Origin of the sequence: Enterococcus sp. DIV1307a, assembly GCF_050537425.1 — a bacterium.
Lineage (GTDB): Bacteria > Bacillota > Bacilli > Lactobacillales > Enterococcaceae > Enterococcus > Enterococcus faecalis.
This window is the reverse complement of record NZ_CP172914.1, coordinates 1815545-1833434: the sequence shown is the minus strand read 5'-3', so window position 1 is coordinate 1833434 and position 17890 is coordinate 1815545. Positions and strand designations below refer to the sequence as shown.

19 protein-coding genes are annotated in these 17890 nt (G+C 36.5%); 17 read left to right on the top strand and 2 right to left on the bottom strand.

The genetic code is table 11. From position 1 onward, the window contains the following. Positions 1-88: 88 nt before the first annotated feature. Both IGL90_RS08930 and IGL90_RS08925 read left to right on the top strand, forming a co-directional pair. Complete coding sequence (locus tag IGL90_RS08930) at positions 89-661, top strand: TetR/AcrR family transcriptional regulator (protein ID WP_002356883.1); 573 nt, start codon at positions 89-91, stop codon at positions 659-661. 157 nt (positions 662-818) lie between these two features. Next, positions 819-1292 carry a TspO/MBR family protein gene (locus tag IGL90_RS08925; protein ID WP_010777817.1) on the top strand — a complete coding sequence of 158 codons (474 nt, stop codon included), beginning with the start codon at positions 819-821 and terminating at the stop codon, positions 1290-1292. A 74-nt stretch (positions 1293-1366) separates the two neighbouring features. On the opposite strand, the gene IGL90_RS08920 is transcribed toward IGL90_RS08925, so the two are convergent. Further along, positions 1367-1810, bottom strand: coding sequence for a flavodoxin (locus IGL90_RS08920; protein ID WP_002356885.1), 444 nt, complete (start codon positions 1808-1810; stop codon positions 1367-1369). Positions 1811-1984: 174 nt separating this feature from the next. On the opposite strand from IGL90_RS08920, the gene map reads away from it, so the two are divergent. From map to IGL90_RS08860, 12 genes are all read left to right on the top strand, one after another. After that, positions 1985-2749 (top strand): type I methionyl aminopeptidase, encoded by a 765-nt coding sequence (map, locus tag IGL90_RS08915; protein ID WP_002356886.1) that lies wholly within the window; start codon positions 1985-1987, stop codon positions 2747-2749. A 15-nt stretch (positions 2750-2764) separates the two neighbouring features. Then, positions 2765-3676, top strand: coding sequence for a YihY/virulence factor BrkB family protein (locus IGL90_RS08910; protein WP_002384297.1), 912 nt, complete (start codon positions 2765-2767; stop codon positions 3674-3676). A 106-nt stretch (positions 3677-3782) separates the two neighbouring features. Next, entirely contained in the window at positions 3783-4919 is a 1137-nt protein-coding gene (locus IGL90_RS08905; protein ID WP_002366956.1) for an MraY family glycosyltransferase, read from the top strand. Between the two features lie 121 nt (positions 4920-5040). After that, on the top strand, positions 5041-5829 hold the full coding sequence (locus IGL90_RS08900; protein ID WP_002419750.1) for a glycosyltransferase family 2 protein: 789 nt from the start codon (positions 5041-5043) through the stop codon (positions 5827-5829). After that, positions 5829-6656, top strand: coding sequence for a glycosyltransferase (locus tag IGL90_RS08895; protein ID WP_002376950.1), 828 nt, complete (start codon positions 5829-5831; stop codon positions 6654-6656). The genes IGL90_RS08900 and IGL90_RS08895 overlap by 1 nt, the downstream gene beginning before the upstream one ends. 3 nt (positions 6657-6659) lie before the next feature. After that, entirely contained in the window at positions 6660-7373 is a 714-nt protein-coding gene (locus tag IGL90_RS08890; RefSeq protein ID WP_002384299.1) for a glycosyltransferase family 2 protein, read from the top strand. 121 nt (positions 7374-7494) lie between these two features. Further along, positions 7495-8361 carry a glucose-1-phosphate thymidylyltransferase RfbA gene (rfbA, locus tag IGL90_RS08885; RefSeq protein ID WP_002364387.1) on the top strand — a complete coding sequence of 289 codons (867 nt, stop codon included), beginning with the start codon at positions 7495-7497 and terminating at the stop codon, positions 8359-8361. A gap of 12 nt (positions 8362-8373) precedes the next feature. Further along, complete coding sequence (gene rfbC / locus IGL90_RS08880) at positions 8374-8946, top strand: dTDP-4-dehydrorhamnose 3,5-epimerase (protein ID WP_002356893.1); 573 nt, start codon at positions 8374-8376, stop codon at positions 8944-8946. A gap of 24 nt (positions 8947-8970) precedes the next feature. Further along, positions 8971-9999 (top strand): dTDP-glucose 4,6-dehydratase, encoded by a 1029-nt coding sequence (rfbB, locus tag IGL90_RS08875; RefSeq protein WP_048737659.1) that lies wholly within the window; start codon positions 8971-8973, stop codon positions 9997-9999. 91 nt (positions 10000-10090) lie between these two features. After that, on the top strand, positions 10091-10933 hold the full coding sequence (rfbD, locus tag IGL90_RS08870; RefSeq protein ID WP_002356895.1) for a dTDP-4-dehydrorhamnose reductase: 843 nt from the start codon (positions 10091-10093) through the stop codon (positions 10931-10933). Positions 10934-10991: 58 nt separating this feature from the next. Next, the gene (locus tag IGL90_RS08865) at positions 10992-11717 is read left to right on the top strand and encodes a glycosyltransferase family 2 protein (RefSeq protein WP_002366952.1); all 726 of its coding nucleotides are present in this window, start codon (positions 10992-10994) and stop codon (positions 11715-11717) included. Beyond that, positions 11717-12067 carry a DUF2304 domain-containing protein gene (locus tag IGL90_RS08860; protein ID WP_010777816.1) on the top strand — a complete coding sequence of 117 codons (351 nt, stop codon included), beginning with the start codon at positions 11717-11719 and terminating at the stop codon, positions 12065-12067. The genes IGL90_RS08865 and IGL90_RS08860 overlap by 1 nt, the downstream gene beginning before the upstream one ends. A 73-nt stretch (positions 12068-12140) precedes the next feature. Here IGL90_RS08860 and IGL90_RS08855 read toward each other — a convergent pair whose 3' ends face one another. Continuing rightward, positions 12141-12482 carry an EamA family transporter gene (locus tag IGL90_RS08855; protein WP_002356899.1) on the bottom strand — a complete coding sequence of 114 codons (342 nt, stop codon included), beginning with the start codon at positions 12480-12482 and terminating at the stop codon, positions 12141-12143. A 246-nt stretch (positions 12483-12728) separates the two neighbouring features. Between IGL90_RS08855 and IGL90_RS08850 the strand changes: the two genes are divergently transcribed. Genes IGL90_RS08850 through IGL90_RS08840 form a run of 3 tightly spaced genes read left to right on the top strand, consistent with a single transcriptional unit; the run spans position 12729 to position 17886 of the window. Further along, positions 12729-13523 (top strand): ABC transporter permease, encoded by a 795-nt coding sequence (locus IGL90_RS08850; RefSeq protein ID WP_002356900.1) that lies wholly within the window; start codon positions 12729-12731, stop codon positions 13521-13523. A 12-nt stretch (positions 13524-13535) separates the two neighbouring features. Then, the gene (locus IGL90_RS08845) at positions 13536-14753 is read left to right on the top strand and encodes an ABC transporter ATP-binding protein (protein ID WP_002356901.1); all 1218 of its coding nucleotides are present in this window, start codon (positions 13536-13538) and stop codon (positions 14751-14753) included. Continuing rightward, positions 14743-17886: a glycosyltransferase gene (locus IGL90_RS08840; protein WP_048737661.1), complete on the top strand. Its 3144-nt coding sequence runs from the start codon at positions 14743-14745 to the stop codon at positions 17884-17886. The genes IGL90_RS08845 and IGL90_RS08840 overlap by 11 nt, the downstream gene beginning before the upstream one ends. Positions 17887-17890 lie beyond the last annotated feature (4 nt).

Sequence of the window (17890 nt, the reverse complement as noted above, 5' to 3'; positions counted from 1 at the left end):
TTTTGCATAATAGAAAAATCGTGTTACAATAACCATAAGCATTTATTTGGAAGCGTTGTATATGAATGAATAAAGGGGATAGGGAATTATGGCAAGAAAAAAAACCATTACGAAAGAGCAGATTTTAACAGCTGCCTATGAAGTAGTCGCCACTGAAGGATTTTCGAAGTTCACTGCACGTAATATTGCTAATAAAATGAAATGTTCCACCCAACCGATTTATTTGGAATTTAAAAACATGGATGATTTACGCGATGCTTTATTCCAAAAAATTCATAAATACTTAGCGAAAGAAGTCTTTCCAGTAAAACATACCGGAAATACAATTGTTGATTTGGCTTTAAACTATATTCATTTTGCGACAAGTGAAAGTAAGTTATACCGTGCGCTTTATTTAGAAGAATATGGTGGCGGCAAAAAAATGCAAGAATTCTCTTATCACTATTTTACTGAAGCGGTAAAAGCTGATCCTGAGTATGCTAATTTAAACGATGTTCAAATTGACTCTTTACACATGGGAACATGGGTGGTCGCTACTGGTGTGGCTGCATTGATGACTTCTGGAATTATCCATCCTTCAGAAGAACAAATCATTCATTTAATGAAAGATAGTATTGAAGCAATTCTTGAACGAGATGAACCAATTGATATTGACCTATAAAAATTAAAAAAAGTGTAACCTCATGCTGATAACTTCTGTGAGGTTACAGCAAAAGACTGTTTCTTAAAAGAACGGTCTTTTTTTGTTAAGTGTATTAATGGTAGATTATTCGCAACCATGCTACAGTAAAGAAGAGAAATAGAAAGGGGCAAAAAACATGAACCGAGTGAAAGATAAGCGTTTATGGATAAGTATTGTAGGAATTACCGGACTAGGGCTCTTGTCGGGCTTATTTTCAGTAAATGCGAGAGAATATTATCAAGCGTTGAGATTACCAAGTTTTGCTCCGCCAGGCTGGTTATTTGGACCAGTGTGGTTGGTGTTGTATATTTTTATGGGCATTACTTTTTATTTCATCTTAGTTCATCCAAATAAACAACAGAAAAAACGGATGATTATGCTATTTATTTTACAATTTATTGCAAACTTTTTCTGGACATTTTTCTTTTTTTCTTTACAAAATAATTTATTATCTGTGATTGATATCTCATTGTTATGGCTATTATTAATAGTTCAACAGTGGGACTACTTGCGTTATAAATTAATAACGCGTGGCTGGTTGATGATTCCTTATATTCTTTGGGTTACTTTTGCGGCTGCTTTAAATTACAGTATTTTATTTTTAAATTAGGAATATCAAAACACCAGAGAAAAATGGGAACTAGCCATTTTTCTCTGGTGTTTATTTTATTTATTTCAACGTAGTTATTCTGCGGCAGTTGCTAATTTTTTCGCAAATTCTTCTAAACGTTGGATGTCGTCTTCTTCAGCGGCTAGATCAACTTTAACGCTGTCGGCGCCTTTTTTTGCCCCAATTTGAGTAAAGACTGCTTCGAAGTCGTCCACCGATTTACAAAAATCATCATAAAACGTGTCTCCTGAACCACAAACGCCGAAGATTTTTCCTGATAAATCAATTTCTTGTAAGTCTTCATAAAAGTCGACAATTTCATCAGGTAAATCGCCATCGCCATACGTATATGTAGCTACTACACAGATATCGGCCTCTTCAAAATCAGCGGCATCGACTTGCGTACACTCATCAATTTCGACCTCTAATTCTAAATCTTCAAATGCTTCTGCAACAATGTCGGCAATTTCTTCTGTATTCCCAGTCATGCTTGCATACACAATTTTAGCTAACGTCATAAACTTTCTTCCCCCTCATACAATTCTGTCACTTATTATAGCAGATGCGCATTTCTTATAAAAGACTAGCGAGTGCTTTTATTAAGGGACTTTTTGAAAATTGGTGTTTGAACAATCTTTTTTGCAAAAAATGTGATAAAATAATTTGAATGAAACAAGTTTAGGAGAGATAGTATGATTACATTAAAATCACCACGAGAAATTGAAATGATGGATGAATCAGGGGAATTATTAGCGGATGTTCACCGTCATTTACGGACGTTTATTAAACCTGGCATTACAAGCTGGGATATTGAAGTATTTGTGAGAGACTTTATTGAAAGTCATGGTGGCGTGGCGGCTCAAATTGGCTATGAAGGCTACAAATATGCTACTTGTTGTAGTATCAACGACGAAATCTGCCACGGATTTCCTCGTAAAAAAGTATTAAAAGATGGCGACCTGATCAAAGTAGATATGTGTGTCGACTTAAAGGGCGCAATCTCTGATTCATGCTGGTCTTATGTCGTGGGTGAATCAACACCTGAAATTGATCGCTTGATGGAAGTAACCAAAAAAGCGCTATATCTTGGGATTGAACAAGCACAAGTAGGAAATAGAATTGGCGACATTGGTCATGCAATTCAAACGTATGTAGAAGGGGAAGGCTACGGGGTTGTTCGCGACTTTGTAGGTCATGGCATTGGCCCAACTATTCATGAAAGTCCAATGATTCCTCACTATGGTGAAGCAGGTAAAGGACTACGTTTAAAAGAGGGAATGGTTATTACCATTGAGCCAATGGTTAACACAGGAACTTGGCGCATGAAAATGGACCCAAATGGTTGGACTGCTTATACTGAAGATGGCGGTCTAAGCTGTCAATATGAACATTCATTAGCGATTACGAAAGAAGGTCCAAGAATCTTAACGTCACAAGGCGAAGAATTGACTTATTAATAAGGAGAGTGTGTGATGAAGTTTCTCGACAACATCAAAAAGAATCAATCTTTGATGCGTTTTATTGAGACAACGCAAAGTCACATGGTCACAGCCGAAATAGGCAACAGCTCAGTGGTTGTTGCCTATTATTTATTACTCTCGCTGTTTCCATTACTGATTGCGGTAGGTAATGTCTTACCTTATTTAAGAATCGACCCTAATTCTGTGTTGCCTTATATTGCAGAGGCGATTCCGAAAGATGTTTATAAGAACTTAGAACCAGCGATTCGTTCACTACTGACTCAACGTTCAGGCGGGTTGCTTTCTGTTTCCGCTTTAGCAGCATTTTGGAGTGCCAGTCAAAGTATTAATGCACTACAAAACGCGATGAATAAAGCTTTTGGTGTCGAACAAAGGAAAAATTTTATTCTCGTAAGAGTGGTCTCATTTTTAGTTATTTTGTTATTTATGGTAGCGATTGTTGGTGTAGTAGTAATTTTAGGTCTGGGTCAGTACATTATTGAATTACTGCAACCAATTTTCCATTACTCAACGTCTGTGATCGATACTTTCCAAGCGTTAAAATGGCCGTTAACGACCGTTGTTTTATTAGTGATTATGTGTTTGATTTATGCGGTCGTTCCTAATCGGAAATTATCGTTACGTTCTATTTTGCCAGGGGCTATTTTTTCGACAGTCGGTTGGATGCTATTATCACAAATTTTTGGTTTGTACGTAAAATATTTTAGTTCTAGAATCGCAAGTTATCAAATCATCGGGAGTTTTATCATCTTGATGTTATGGCTGAATTTTGCTGCCACGATTATTATTTTAGGAGCAATTGTCAACGCTGTCGTCGATGAATACTTATCTGGAGATAAAGAAAAGAAACAACCAAGTTTTGAACAACGCTTGTTTAGATGGTTTAAAAAGAAAAATAAATAGATTTCTTTAAAAAAGTCTAAACCGTTGCCAGAACACATGTTTCAGCTTGTAAATGCTTCAGTTTACGGTATAATATACCCTGAACGAGAAGAAAGTGGGTTCGACTATGTCACTATTTATTTATGAAGTTTTAATACGTTTATTTATGACATTTATCTTATCTTTGCTATTAACACCACTTGTTAAGCTTCTAGCGTTTCGGATTGGCGCCTACGATGCACCAGGAGAGCGACGAATCAATACCAAAAATATGCCTACAGCAGGAGGACTTGCAATCTACATTGCTTTTGCTAGTTCATGTTTATTGATTTTTCGTTCGATTATCCCACAAGATTATATTTGGCCGATTATTTTGGCTGGTGGAATGGTTGTTTTGACAGGCCTCATTGATGATATTAAAGAGATTACTCCAATGAAAAAAACAATCGGTATTTTGTTAGCAGCATTAGTTATTTATTTTGTTGCTGGAATTCGGATAGATTTTGTGACGTTGCCAGTCGTTGGAATGATTGATTTGCGCTGGTTTAGTTTACCACTAACTTTATTGTGGATTTTAGCGATTACAAATGCAGTAAATTTAATTGATGGTTTGGATGGTTTAGCATCAGGCGTATCCATTATTGGATTAACCACGATTGGTATTACAGGGTATTTTTTCCTACATGCTAAAACGGTCTATATTCCAATTGTTATTTTTATTTTAGTTGCGAGCATTGCGGGATTTTTCCCATACAATTTTTATCCAGCTAAAATATTTCTAGGAGATACTGGGGCGTTATTCCTCGGGTTTATGATTGCGGTAATGTCGTTACAGGGCTTAAAAAATGCCACGTTTATTACGGTAATTACGCCAATGGTGATTTTAGGTGTGCCAATTACGGATACGGTTTATGCAATTATTCGACGGCTATTGAACAAGAAGCCCATTTCCTCAGCAGATAAAATGCATTTGCATCACCGCTTGTTATCTTTAGGTTTTACCCATAAAGGGGCGGTCATGACTATTTATGCGTTAGCGTTAGTTTTTTCCTTTGTTTCTTTATTGTTCAGCTATTCAAGTACAGTAGCATCAATTTTATTAATTGTCTTTTGTTTAATTGGCTTAGAATTATTTATTGAATTAATCGGTCTAGTTGGCGAAGGGCATCAACCGTTGATGTATTTGTTACGGATTTTAGGGAATCGTGAATATCGTCAGGAGCAAATGAAAAAGCGACTTGGCAAGCATTCTAAGAGAAAGTAAAGAAATCTTTAGGTTGCTTTGCGAGAGCGTGAACCTATGATATAATTCCATTAAACTTAAAAAAGTATATGTGTGAAACATATGCTTTTTTTTTAAGACGATGTTTCAGTAGTAAGGAGAAATGAGCATGCAAGAAATGGTAACAATCTCGATTGTCACTTATAATAGTCGTTACATTTTTAATGTATTAGACCAATTAAAAGCCGAACTAGGTACTAATAGTATCTATGATATTCATATCTATGACAATCATTCTGAAACAGCGTATCTTGAAAAATTAACAACATATGAACCATTTATTACTATCCATCGCGCTGAAGAAAATCAAGGGTTTGGTCATGGTCATAATCAAGTGTTATTCAATGCTTCGACAAAGTATGCAATTATTTTTAATCCCGATGTTTTGGTTACTAAAGACGTGCTTGATCGTCTATTAGACCGTATCAAAATAGATAAGAACATTGCAGTCGTTAGCCCTAAAGTGCTAAATGAAGATGGCACGACGCAATATTTAGTTCGTCAAAAATTAGATGTTTTCGATTATATGTTACGTTTTATTCCCTTTCAATTTGTAAAGAAAATTTTTGATAAACGTTTGAGTATTTATGAATGTCGCGATTTGTCGGATACAGAAACAACGGATATTAAAATGGGCTCAGGCTGTTTTATGTTGATTGATCGTGAAAAATTCGTTGAAATTGGTGGGTTCGATGAACGTTTCTTCATGTACTTTGAAGACAACGATTTATGTTTACGCTTTGGCAAAGCAGGCTATCGGATTCTCTATACGCCTTTTGAAACGGTTGTTCACATGTATGAAAAGGGCGCCCATAAAAGTCGAAAATTGTTTAAAATCTTTATGCAATCAATGGGGAAATTTTTTAACAAATGGGGCTGGAGGTTCTTTTAATGAGTCAAAGATTAGCGGTAGTCATCGTCTTATATCAAATGAAAATGGCTGATACGCCGAATTATTTGTTATTAAAAGAAGTGGTAAATCATCCCGAATTGCACTTATTTATTTATGACAACAGCCCACTTCCTCAAGAAGATGCATTATTTTTACAACAAAATGTTACTTATCGACATAATCCTGATAATCCAGGCCTAGCGACCGCTTATAATGAAGCGATTGCTTTTAGTCAAACGAATCAATGTGAATTATTGTTGCTCCTTGATCAAGACACAGAAGTACCAGCTTCTTATTTTGATACGTTGATCATCATGCCGTTAGATCCGACTGTGGCAGTCTATGTTCCAATTGTAGAAGCAAATGGACAACAAATTTCGCCAGTATATAGTGATCAATATGTTGGACTTAAAGGAGCAAAGCCAACAGCAGGGATAGCCAACCAACCGTTGATGGCTATCAATTCTGGTACAGTCATTACGGCAGAAACACTGCGCTGGTTGGAAGGATTTTCGGAAGAATTTCCTTTGGACTATTTAGATCATTGGTTCTTTTATCAATTGAATCAAGCCAATAAAAAGATTGAAGTCTTACCAATCCACCTAAAACAAGAATTGTCTGTTTTAGATTATCGTACAATGAGTCCTCAACGTTATCGCTCTATTATTGAAGCAGAAACGTTATTTTATCGTCGATATGATCAAGAAAAGTTTTCCCATCATCGACGCCATTTATTTTTACGCAGTAGTAAGCAATTTTTAACTGTCAAAAATCGCCAAATTTGGCGGCAAACATTGGCAGAATTTCTCAAGTTAATGAAAGGATAATCTATGATCTCAGTTTGTATTGCGACATATAATGGAGAAAAATATCTCGCGGAACAATTAGATAGTATTCTTTTACAAGTCAGTGAAGAAGATGAACTAATTATTTCAGATGATGGTTCTACTGATCATACGTTGGAAATTTTGAGAACGTATGCAGCGAATTATCCCCAAATTCAATTGTTACAAGGTCCAGGGCAAGGAGTGATTGCTAATTTTGCATTTGCGCTTACGCATACGAAAGGCGAAGTAATATTTTTAGCAGATCAAGATGATGTTTGGTTGCCAAATAAAGTAACGACGGTGACAGAATATTTTGAAGCGCACCCTGACATTCAAGTGGTTATTAGTGACTTGAAAATTGTTGATGCGGATTTACAAGTTACCAATCCCTCTTATTTTAAGTTCCGAAAAGTCAAACCAGGGTTTTGGCGAAATGCGATAAAAAGTGGCTATATTGGGGCAGGTATGGCCTTTCGTCAAGAGATGAAAAATGTCATTTTACCCATTCCGCCAGAAGTTCCTATGCATGATATGTGGATTGGCTTATTAGCTGCACGGAAGAAGCAAACGGGTCTCATTAAAGAACCATTAGTGCTTTACCGAAGACATGGAGCGAATGTCAGCCCTATTATTACCAAAACAAGTTTCCAACAAAAATTAAATTGGCGTGTGAATTTATTAAAAGCTTTACATCAGCGTTTAAAGGAACAACGCTAAACTTTTACAGATTTGTAAAATTTACGTAAAAAACATGACAAACCCTATGCTTAATGCGATAATAGGGAAGGATATTTGGTTTTATAGAAACTAAAAATAGAAGTATTTAAGGAGATTGTTCATGAAAGGAATTATTTTAGCAGGCGGAAGCGGGACACGCTTATATCCGTTAACAAAAGCAACATCAAAACAATTAATGCCAATTTACGACAAACCAATGATTTATTACCCAATGTCAACGTTAATGTTGGCGGGAATTAATGAAATTTTGATTATCTCTACACCAGAAGATACACCACGTTTTGAAAGCTTATTCGGCGATGGCCATGATTTAGGCATTCATATCGAATACGCGGTACAAGAAAGCCCAGATGGTTTGGCGCAAGCATTTATTATTGGTGAAGAATTTATTGGTGATGACAGTGTCTGCTTAGTTTTAGGGGACAATATTTATTATGGTGGCGGCTTATCAAAAATGTTGCAACGAGCGGCTTCTAAAGAGTCAGGGGCAACAGTCTTTGGTTACCATGTAAATGATCCAGAGCGTTTCGGCGTGGTAGAATTTGATGAAGAGATGCGGGCGCTTTCTATTGAAGAAAAACCAGCACAACCGAAGTCAAATTACGCAGTGACAGGTTTGTATTTTTACGACAATGAAGTGGTTGAAATTGCAAAAGGGATCAAACCGTCAGAACGTGGGGAATTAGAAATAACAGACGTTAATAAAGTCTACCTTGAAAAAAATAAACTTTCTGTTGAGGTAATGGGCCGTGGCTTTGCTTGGTTAGATACAGGCACACACGAATCCTTATTAGAAGCGTCAACATTTATTGAAACAATTGAAAAACGTCAAAATTTAAAAGTCGCTTGTTTGGAAGAAATTGCTTATCGAATGGGCTATATTACAAAAGAACAATTGGTAGAATTGGCACAACCATTGAAGAAAAATGGCTACGGCCAATACTTGCTACGTTTAGCAGCAGAATAGGAGCGAAGAAACGTGAAAGTTATTGATACAAAATTACAAGATGTCAAAATTATCGAAATGGATGTTTTCGGTGATCATCGTGGCTTTTTTACAGAAAGTTATTCCAAAGCTAAATTTGCAGAACATGGATTAGACTTTGATTTTGTCCAAGATAATCATTCATTATCAACAGAAGCAGGTGTCTTGCGTGGATTGCATTTTCAAAAAGGCGAAGCTGCGCAAACAAAACTAATTCGCGTTGTAACAGGTGCGGTATTAGATGTGATTGTTGATATTCGTAAAGGGAGTCCAACCTATGGCCAATGGGAAGGCTACATTTTATCAGAACATAATCACCGTCAGCTTTTAGTACCAAAAGGTTTTGCTCATGGTTTTGTCACTTTGACACCGAACGTGAACTTTATGTACAAATGTGACAATTACTACAATGCGGCAGCAGACGGCGGTATTGCTTTTAACGATCCAGCGTTAGCTATTGATTGGCCAATTGCGCCAGAAAAAGCGATTACGTCAGAAAAGGATCAAAAACATCCAACCTTAAAAGAATTTGAAGCGGAAAATCCGTTTATCTATGGCGAAATTTAAGAAAAAAGTAGGAGAGTTTCAATTATGAAAAAAATCATCGTAACAGGTGGAGCTGGTTTTATCGGCTCAAATTTTGTTCATTATGTTGTAAAGAATCATCCAGAAGTTCATGTAACTGTATTAGATAAATTAACGTATGCAGGAAATGAAAAAAATCTTGAAAGTCTACCAAGTGATCGCGTGGAATTAGTCGTAGGAGATATCGCTGATGCTGAATTAGTTAATCGTTTAGTCGCTGAAACAGATGCGGTCGTTCACTATGCTGCTGAATCGCATAACGACAACTCATTAAACGACCCATTCCCATTTGTACAAACCAATCTGATTGGGACGTACACATTGATCGAAGCTTGCCGTAAAAACAATGTTCGTTACCACCATGTATCGACTGATGAAGTTTATGGCGATTTACCTTTAAGAGAAGATTTACCAGGACATGGAGAAGGCGAAGGGGAAAAATTCACTGCCGAAACGCCTTACAATCCTTCAAGTCCTTATTCTTCAACAAAAGCAGGATCTGACTTGTTAGTCAAAGCGTGGGTTCGTTCTTTCAACTTACAAGCAACAATTTCAAATTGTTCAAATAACTATGGGCCATATCAACATATTGAAAAATTTATTCCTCGTCAAATTACCAATGTCTTAAGTGGCATTACACCAAAACTTTATGGTGCTGGTAAAAATGTTCGTGACTGGATTCATACAAACGACCATTCTTCGGCTGTTTGGGCAATTTTAACAAAAGGGCAAATTGGCGAAACATACTTAATCGGAGCCGATGGTGAAGAAGACAATAAAACAGTGATGGAATTAATTTTAGAATTAATGGGACAACCTGTTGATGCCTATGAGCATGTCAACGATCGTGCAGGACATGACTTACGTTATGCGATTGACTCAACCAGATTACGCGAAGAATTAGGTTGGGAACCAGAATTCACGAATTTCCGTGAAGGCTTGGCAGAAACAATCAAGTGGTATACAGAAAATGAAGACTGGTGGCGTGCAGATAAAGAAGCTGTTGAAGCAAAATATGCACAAAATGGTCAGTAATTTTTCTGACATGTGAGATAACAGTCGAAAGGCGATGGCAAAGTACAAAAGCTACTTTGCCCTGCCTTTTTTTCAAGAAGGAGCGAAAAAAATGATTTTAATTACTGGTGGAAATGGCCAATTGGGCACAGAATTACGTCACCTATTAGATGAACAAGGAATTGAGTATGTTTCAACGGATTCCACAGAATTAGATATTACTGATGCGGATAGTACGTTGGCAAAAGTGAAAGAAATTCAACCAAGCGTCATTTATCATTGTGCTGCTTATACAGCTGTTGATAAAGCAGAAGACGAAGGCAAGGAATTAGATGAAAAAGTGAATGTAGATGGCACACGTCATGTTGCAGAAGCTGCTAAAGCAGTGGGGGCGACACTTGTTTATGTAAGTACAGATTATATTTTTGATGGAACTAAAAAAGAAGGCGTCTATGCGATTGATGATCAACCGAATCCTTTAAATGAGTATGGTCGGACGAAGTTATTAGGTGAACAAGCGGTACAAGAAATCCTGGACGACTATTATATTATTCGAACATCATGGGTATTTGGCCAATACGGTCATAACTTTGTCTTTACCATGCAAAAATTAGCGGAAACAAGAGACCAACTAACGGTAGTGGACGATCAGTTTGGCCGCCCAACTTGGACAAGAACGTTAGCCGAATTTATGGCATTTGTTATTGCAGAAAAAGCGCCATTTGGTGTTTATCATTTGTCTAATGAAAACAGCTGTAGCTGGTATCAGTTTGCTAAAGAAATTTTAAAAGATACTGAAGTGGAAGTACTGCCAGTGGATTCAACTCAATTTCCACAAAAGGCGCAAAGACCACAATATTCTGTCATGGATTTAAGTAAAACAGAAGCGTTAGGCTTTAAAATTCCTACTTGGCAAGAAGCCTTAGCACAAATGTTAGAAAATGTTCAACAATAAATTGTTTTGTGTAAGTGAGGGGTTTTGTTAGAGAAAAAGTGGAAAGGTGTTTCTCTTTATGAAGGTACTTTTAATCATTCCTGCTTACAATGAGGAAGAAAACATTTTGCGGACGATTGCTTCCATTGAAACATTTAAACAGGAAGTTACGCATTTTCAACATGAATTGGATTATGTGGTAATTAATGATGGCTCGACAGATGGAACCAAACAAATTTTAGAAGCCAACCAAATTAATGCCATTCATTTAGTGTTGAATTTAGGTATTGGCGGGGCGGTACAGACCGGCTATAAATATGCCTTAGAAAATGAGTATGATGTTGCGGTTCAGTTTGATGGTGATGGTCAACATGATATCAATAGTTTACCTATTCTACTGGAACCATTAGCAGAGGGTAAATGTGATTTTTCGATTGGCTCTCGTTTCATTCCTGGAAACGAAGCGGCTTTTCAAAGTACGAAAATGCGCCGTTTTGGTATTCGTTTGTTATCATTTTGTATTCGAATGGCTTCTGGTAAAACAATTTATGATGTGACTTCTGGTTATCGAGCAGGAAATCGGAAAGTGATTGCTTTTTTTGCAAAGCGTTATCCGACAAATTATCCTGAGCCAGAATCGATTGTTCACTTAATTAAAAAACGTTTTGTGATTGTTGAAAGACCTGTCAATATGATGGAACGGCTTGGTGGTGTTTCTTCGATTCGTGCATTGGCTTCTGTGAAGTATATGCTGGAAGTCGGCTCAGCAATTCTGATTGCTGCCTTTATGAAGGAGGGAGATTAATGCTACCAACCGTGTTATGGTTAGCTTTATTTTTATTTGCAATTGGCTTTTTCTTATACATTATTCGAGGGATTAATAAAAATATTTTTCTCCTAAAAAATGCTTTGATTTGGTTATTAATCTCAATTGTCTTAATTATTTTTGCTATTTTCCCGCATGTGGCAGAATGGTTAGCAATGGCCTTTGGGTTTGAAACAACATCAAACTTCTTATTATCAGTTGCGGTGATTGTCCTGTTAATCATGGAAATTAAAAATTCTGTGTTGATTTCAAAACACGAAAATCGCATTAAAACATTATTGCAAGAATTATCTATCATGAAATCTGAAGAAAATAAAAAAGATCGCTAATGTGTAGTGACCCTTAAAAGTTGGACCTGAAAGTCTAATTTTTAAGGGTCAGCTCAATGAATAGCGATCTTTTTTATTTAAGATTCATAATCACAATGCCGACAATAATAACCACAGCACCAATAAGGGCATTCGTTGTAATTGTCTCTTTTAGAATAAGATTTGAAGCAATTAAAATAGCGATGTTTGTACAGGCAACGCCTAAAGGAACAATGTAAGAAACATCGGAACGACTAATAATTAACATCCATAAAATAAAACTAATTAAATAACAAAATAAACCTAATAAAGATATAAGTGAGATATTCATTGAAAAGATTGTTTGTTGGAGTTGGATGTTCAAACTGCTAGAACCTAGTTTAAATAAGACCAGACCAGCAGAAGACAGAAATACGTAAATAATAAAAAGAACCATAATTTCCCTTCTCTCAAAAATAGTTTCCGTGCAAAAAATGCAAGACCTCCATTATTGTAGCATAATCTCCTAAAAATTGGACAAGATTTTTTAATATAGCGAAATCAGTTAAATTTTTCTTTATAAAAAGGGGTCTACTATTGAAAAGCTAGGCGTTTATCGATAAAATAGAAATGTTGTTTAAAATGGCATTTTTGTATTCAAAAATTTTAGATAAAAATAGTTTATTACGGAAGGAATAAGTATATGTTTAAAGAAACATTTTCAATTTTCAAGAATATTTTTCAGAACAAAAAATTGTTATTACAATTTTCATTTAATGATTTTAAGGCCAAGTATGCTGGTTCAGCACTAGGAATTGTCTGGGCGTTTTTAACGCCATTAGTAACTGTTTTGACGTATTGGTTTGTCTTTTCTGTAGGCCTTCGTTCTAGAGCTGGCGACAATATGCCGTTCATTGTCTATTTAGTAACAGGGATGGTACCTTGGTTCTTCTTTTCAGATTCGTTATTATCAGCCACGAATGTGTTTCGTGAATATAGTTATTTAGTTAAAAAAGTCGTGTTTAATGTACAAATTTTACCAACGTCTAAAATTTTATCGAACTTGTACACCCACTTGTTTTTCATTCTAATTGGTTTTGTAATTACTACAGCTAACGGTTATTACCCAAGTCTGTACAGTTTGCAATTAATTTACTACTTAGCTTGTTTATTAGTCTTTTTAACAGCAATTACGTGGATTACTGCTTCAACACAACCATTTTTACCTGATATTATGCAATTTATCAATATCATTATGCAAACAGTTATGTGGACATTACCAATTTTATGGCAACCAACTGGAATGATTGCGACAATCTTAAAAATCAATCCATTATATTATATTGTTCAAGGATACCGCGAATCTTATTTAGGCGGTGCATGGTTCTGGGAACATTGGCAATATAGCTTATATTTCTGGGGAGTTACTATTGTTTTACTATTAATTGGCTCAACCGTGTTTAGACGCTTAAAACCACATTTTTCAGATGTACTATAAGGAGAGAACGACATGTCAGAATATGCAATCGATATCCAACATATTACCAAAACATACAACATGTATAAAAAGCCGTCCGATCGGTTTAAAGAAGCGCTTAGTCCAACCAAAAAATCTTACCACGATTTGTTTTATGCGTTAGACGATGTCACGATGCAAATTAAAAAAGGCGAGATGATTGGCTTTGTCGGCGAAAATGGCTCTGGGAAATCAACCATGTTAAAAATTATTACAGGAGTATTAACGCCAACCTCCGGGTCTATGGTGATTAATGGGAAAATTTCAGCGTTGCTTGAATTAGGTTCAGGTTTTAACCCTGAATATTCAGGATATGAAAATATTTTCTTAAATGGAATGGTCTTGGGTTTTTCCCGAGAAGAGATGGAAGAGCGTGTCCAAGATGTCATTGATTTTGCTGACATCGGTGATCATTTGTATCAACCAGTTAAGACATACTCTAGTGGTATGTTTGTCCGCTTGGCTTTTGCGGTAGCCATTAACGTGGATCCCGATATTTTAATTGTCGATGAAGCGTTGGCTGTCGGGGATTTAGAGTTTCAATTAAAATGTATGGAAAAATTTACGGAAATTAAAAATTCTGGTAAAACAATTTTATTTGTTTCTCACGATGTAAACTCCATCCGTCGTTTTTGTGACAGAACTTTTTGGTTGCAACACGGGAAAGTCGTTGAATATGGAGATACGATGGACGTGACGACCAACTACGAAAACTTTTTGAAAAAGAAATCAATTAAAACGGTTGACCGCGAAGCAACCATGAAAGATGAAACCCCAACACCAGATATTATTGAAGTGGATCATGCGGAACTTTTAAACGCGGATTATGAACCATTAGAAATGGTAACGCAAGATGAAAAAGTGATTGTAAAAATTGAATATACTGTCAAAAATGACCAAATTAAGAAGCCTGTTTGTGGGGTCGCTATTCGAACAGTGGACAACCATTATGTCTGTGGCTTAAATACGTTATTAGATGGCGTGCAAATTCCTTGGAAAAAAGGACGGAATGTTTTTTATTTAGAATATGAAAAAATGTCATTATTAACAGGTGAATATTATTTTGATATTGCTTTCTTTGAGGAACATGCAACAGTCCCATTAGTCTACAAAACAAAATACGTGACGATGTTTATTACCGGTCGTTATGCCGGAGAAGGAATTGTCATCTTAGATCATAAATGGAAGGATACGACAAAAGATGAAGTATGATTTTGAAATGGAAACAGACGAGAGTACCAGTGTTGGGAAAATCGTAGCACAAATCAAAGAAAATAGTGATGTCTTGGAATTTGGTCCAGGTAATGGGCGAATGACTAGCTATTTGATGGAAGAAAAAAAGTGCCAGGTCTCAATTGTTGAATTAGACAAAGAACTTTATGATCATGTCAGTCAATTTTCAACAGATGCCTTTTATGGCAATATTGATGAAAATGATTGGGTCGAATACTTTGCTGGTAAGACGTTTGATTATATCGTTTTTGCGGATGTGTTGGAACATTTAATGAATCCTCAAAGCGCCTTAGCAAAAGTTAAACCATTTTTAAAACCAGGCGGTCAAATTTTAATCACGTTCCCTAATTTGGCGCATAATTCGGTCTTAATTGATTTATTTAATAATCGTTTAACGTGGAATGAAACTGGGCTGTTGGATGCTACGCATAAATCATTCTATTTACAAGAAGGATTTGAAAAAGTTTTTGCAGAAGTTGGTTTATACATTGCCAAAGAAGATTTTACATTTAATCAAGTTGGCTACAACGAAATTCCTACGACATATGAAGCGTTACCTGTAGAAGTGCAAGCAGCTTTTAAAGCGCGTCCCTTTGGTGAAGTGTATCAGTACTTTTTTGCCTTGACTGCTGAACCGGTAGAACAGCCAGAGCGAGTGACACCAGTAAATTCATACAATGAAAAAAACGTTCATATTTTAATTAATTGCGGCGAAGAAAAAGAGACTGAGTTGGATCAACCGGTTGATTTACAAAAACCTGAAACAAAACAGTTCCAACTGAAGATACCAGAAGACGTCCAACTGATAAAATTATTCCCAAGTTTAACGGGGGCAATTGTCAAATTATCCATGACGATAGACGGGGAGACAGTCCCGGTCGCAGCCACGAATGCTTTTCTGGTACAAGAGAATGTCTATTATTTCTTAGATACGCAAGTCCCTGTAATCGAAGTAACCGATGCACAAATGGCAGGCAAAGACCTGACAGTAGCCATTGATTATTTCTTTGAAGGCAACTATTCAGAACGTGAAAATACCTTTATTCATGCACTGTTAGATGAAAGAAATCAATTTTTAGAAGAAATGAATAAACAGACGGAGACTGCCCCTATGCCTACTGGAAAATATAAACGAATCACGTTAACTAAATTTGATAAAATGATTAATTTAACCATCGACGATATTGCTCGCGATGTAGAAAATAACGTTTCTGTTATCAGAGGGTGGGCGTATGACAAACAAACAAATTATCCGCTAAGATTCAGCATTGCAGAAGCTAGTGAATCAGTCACTTATACGGTGGAAACAGAATATCGTCGGGATGTTATTGATATGTTTGAATTAGAAGGCGATCAAGATTATGGTTTTGTCATTACGATTAAAGACCCAGAAGATTTACCAGCCTACACGCTAAACATTGACACCAAATCAGGCCAGAAGGTTCAATACGTGGTGGAGCGTCCAAACATGGTTCAACCGGGCACGAAATTTGATCGAGCATGGCGTTCGATTCAGACACGTGGTTTGATGGGCTCAGTGAAGTGGTACTTTAAACGACAAGAAAAAGCAGAAGCCCCTGTTGACGTGGAAGCAGTTTTAGCGGAAATTAAAACGTTCCAATTTCAGCCTAAAATTTCTGTCGCTGTGCCTGTTTATAATGTCGAAGAAAAATGGCTTGCAGCATGTGTCTCTTCTTTACAAAATCAGTACTATGAAAATTGGGAGTTATGTTTAGCAGATGATGCATCGCCAAGCGAACATATTAAGCCCATGCTAGAAAAATATAAAGAACTAGATCAACGAATCAAAGTTATTTATCGCGAAGAAAACGGACATATTTCAGAAGCAACTAACTCAGCTTTGTCGATTGCTACTGGCGATTTTGTTGGTTTCATGGATAACGATGATGAATTAGCGCCACAAGCATTATATGAAGTGGTCAAAGCTTTAAATACAGACCCAACGATTGATTTTCTTTATACTGATGAAGATAAAATTACAGAAAATGGTCGTCGCTTCAACGCGTTTTACAAATCAGACTGGAATCCAGAACTGATTTTAAACCATAATTACATTACACACTTTGTTGTTGTGAAACGTGATTTATTAGAAAAAGTAGGCGGATTGAATTCAGCATATAACGGCGCTCAAGACTATGATTTCGTATTGCGAGCAACGGAACAAGCAACGAAAATCAAGCATATTCCTGGTATGATGTATCATTGGCGTGCCATTGAATCATCGACTGCTCTAAACCCTGAAAGCAAAGGTTACGCCTATGTAGCTGGTCAAAAAGCGGTCCAAGCGGCAACGGAACGCCGTGGCTTAAAAGCACAAGTAGAGATTGCCGAATTTTATGGTTCCTATAAAATTAACTATCTTTATGATCATGTGCCGATGGTATCATTGATTATTACGAATGATACAGAGAATATGAGTAGTTACTTACGTCAATTATTAGAAAAAACTGCCTATACAAATTATGAAATTCTATTGCCTGCACGCTTCGAGAATCAAATAAATATCCAAAATGACCGTCTTCGTTATGTTTCAACAGAAACTCGTCATGGCATGATTCAAGCTGCTAAGGGAGAATATGTGGCTTTATTAAATGCTGGATTGGTACCAACGAAAAATGATTGGTTAAAAGAGTTAATGAACATTGGTCAACAAGAGACCTCTGGTTTAGTGACTGGCCGCGTAGTTGACGCACGCTATCGCGTGGAAACAGTGGGAGTATCAGTTGATACAGACAAAGGTCGATTACTTTATCCTGAAAAAGGCACCCCTGGTAAAAGCTTAGGTTACTATTACAGAATTGCTTTACCAAGAAATATTCAAGCAGCAACTGAAGACTGCTTACTATTCAACAAACAACTTTACCTAAATTTAGAAGGAATTAACGAAAGCTTAGGAAAAGAATGGATGGGTGTCGATTTATCGTTACAATTTGCTAGCGCTGGTAAACGAAATGTATATGTGTCCTATGCAATTTTGAAAGCAGACGAAAAAATGCAAAACCATGATAAAAAAGGATCTTATAAAGAACTTGCGGAAAAATGGACCGCGGAAGCTTTAGTTGATCCCTATCGAAATCCGAAACATCTATAAGGAG

Bases quoted from the DNA above. Each gene is read 5' to 3' on its own strand.
- IGL90_RS08930 (WP_002356883.1), top strand. From the start codon at position 89: ATGGCAAGAAAAAAAACCATTACGAAAGAGCAGATTTTAACAGCTGCC.
- IGL90_RS08925 (WP_010777817.1), top strand. From the start codon at position 819: ATGAACCGAGTGAAAGATAAGCGTTTATGGATAAGTATTGTAGGAATT.
- IGL90_RS08920 (WP_002356885.1), bottom strand. From the start codon at position 1,810: ATGACGTTAGCTAAAATTGTGTATGCAAGCATGACTGGGAATACAGAA.
- map (WP_002356886.1), top strand. From the start codon at position 1,985: ATGATTACATTAAAATCACCACGAGAAATTGAAATGATGGATGAATCA.
- IGL90_RS08910 (WP_002384297.1), top strand. From the start codon at position 2,765: ATGAAGTTTCTCGACAACATCAAAAAGAATCAATCTTTGATGCGTTTT.
- IGL90_RS08905 (WP_002366956.1), top strand. From the start codon at position 3,783: ATGTCACTATTTATTTATGAAGTTTTAATACGTTTATTTATGACATTT.
- IGL90_RS08900 (WP_002419750.1), top strand. From the start codon at position 5,041: ATGAGCATGCAAGAAATGGTAACAATCTCGATTGTCACTTATAATAGT.
- IGL90_RS08895 (WP_002376950.1), top strand. From the start codon at position 5,829: ATGAGTCAAAGATTAGCGGTAGTCATCGTCTTATATCAAATGAAAATG.
- IGL90_RS08890 (WP_002384299.1), top strand. From the start codon at position 6,660: ATGATCTCAGTTTGTATTGCGACATATAATGGAGAAAAATATCTCGCG.
- rfbA (WP_002364387.1), top strand. From the start codon at position 7,495: ATGAAAGGAATTATTTTAGCAGGCGGAAGCGGGACACGCTTATATCCG.
- rfbB (WP_048737659.1), top strand. From the start codon at position 8,971: ATGAAAAAAATCATCGTAACAGGTGGAGCTGGTTTTATCGGCTCAAAT.
- rfbD (WP_002356895.1), top strand. From the start codon at position 10,091: ATGATTTTAATTACTGGTGGAAATGGCCAATTGGGCACAGAATTACGT.
- IGL90_RS08865 (WP_002366952.1), top strand. From the start codon at position 10,992: ATGAAGGTACTTTTAATCATTCCTGCTTACAATGAGGAAGAAAACATT.
- IGL90_RS08860 (WP_010777816.1), top strand. From the start codon at position 11,717: ATGCTACCAACCGTGTTATGGTTAGCTTTATTTTTATTTGCAATTGGC.
- IGL90_RS08855 (WP_002356899.1), bottom strand. From the start codon at position 12,482: ATGGTTCTTTTTATTATTTACGTATTTCTGTCTTCTGCTGGTCTGGTC.
- IGL90_RS08850 (WP_002356900.1), top strand. From the start codon at position 12,729: ATGTTTAAAGAAACATTTTCAATTTTCAAGAATATTTTTCAGAACAAA.
- IGL90_RS08845 (WP_002356901.1), top strand. From the start codon at position 13,536: ATGTCAGAATATGCAATCGATATCCAACATATTACCAAAACATACAAC.
- IGL90_RS08840 (WP_048737661.1), top strand. From the start codon at position 14,743: ATGAAGTATGATTTTGAAATGGAAACAGACGAGAGTACCAGTGTTGGG.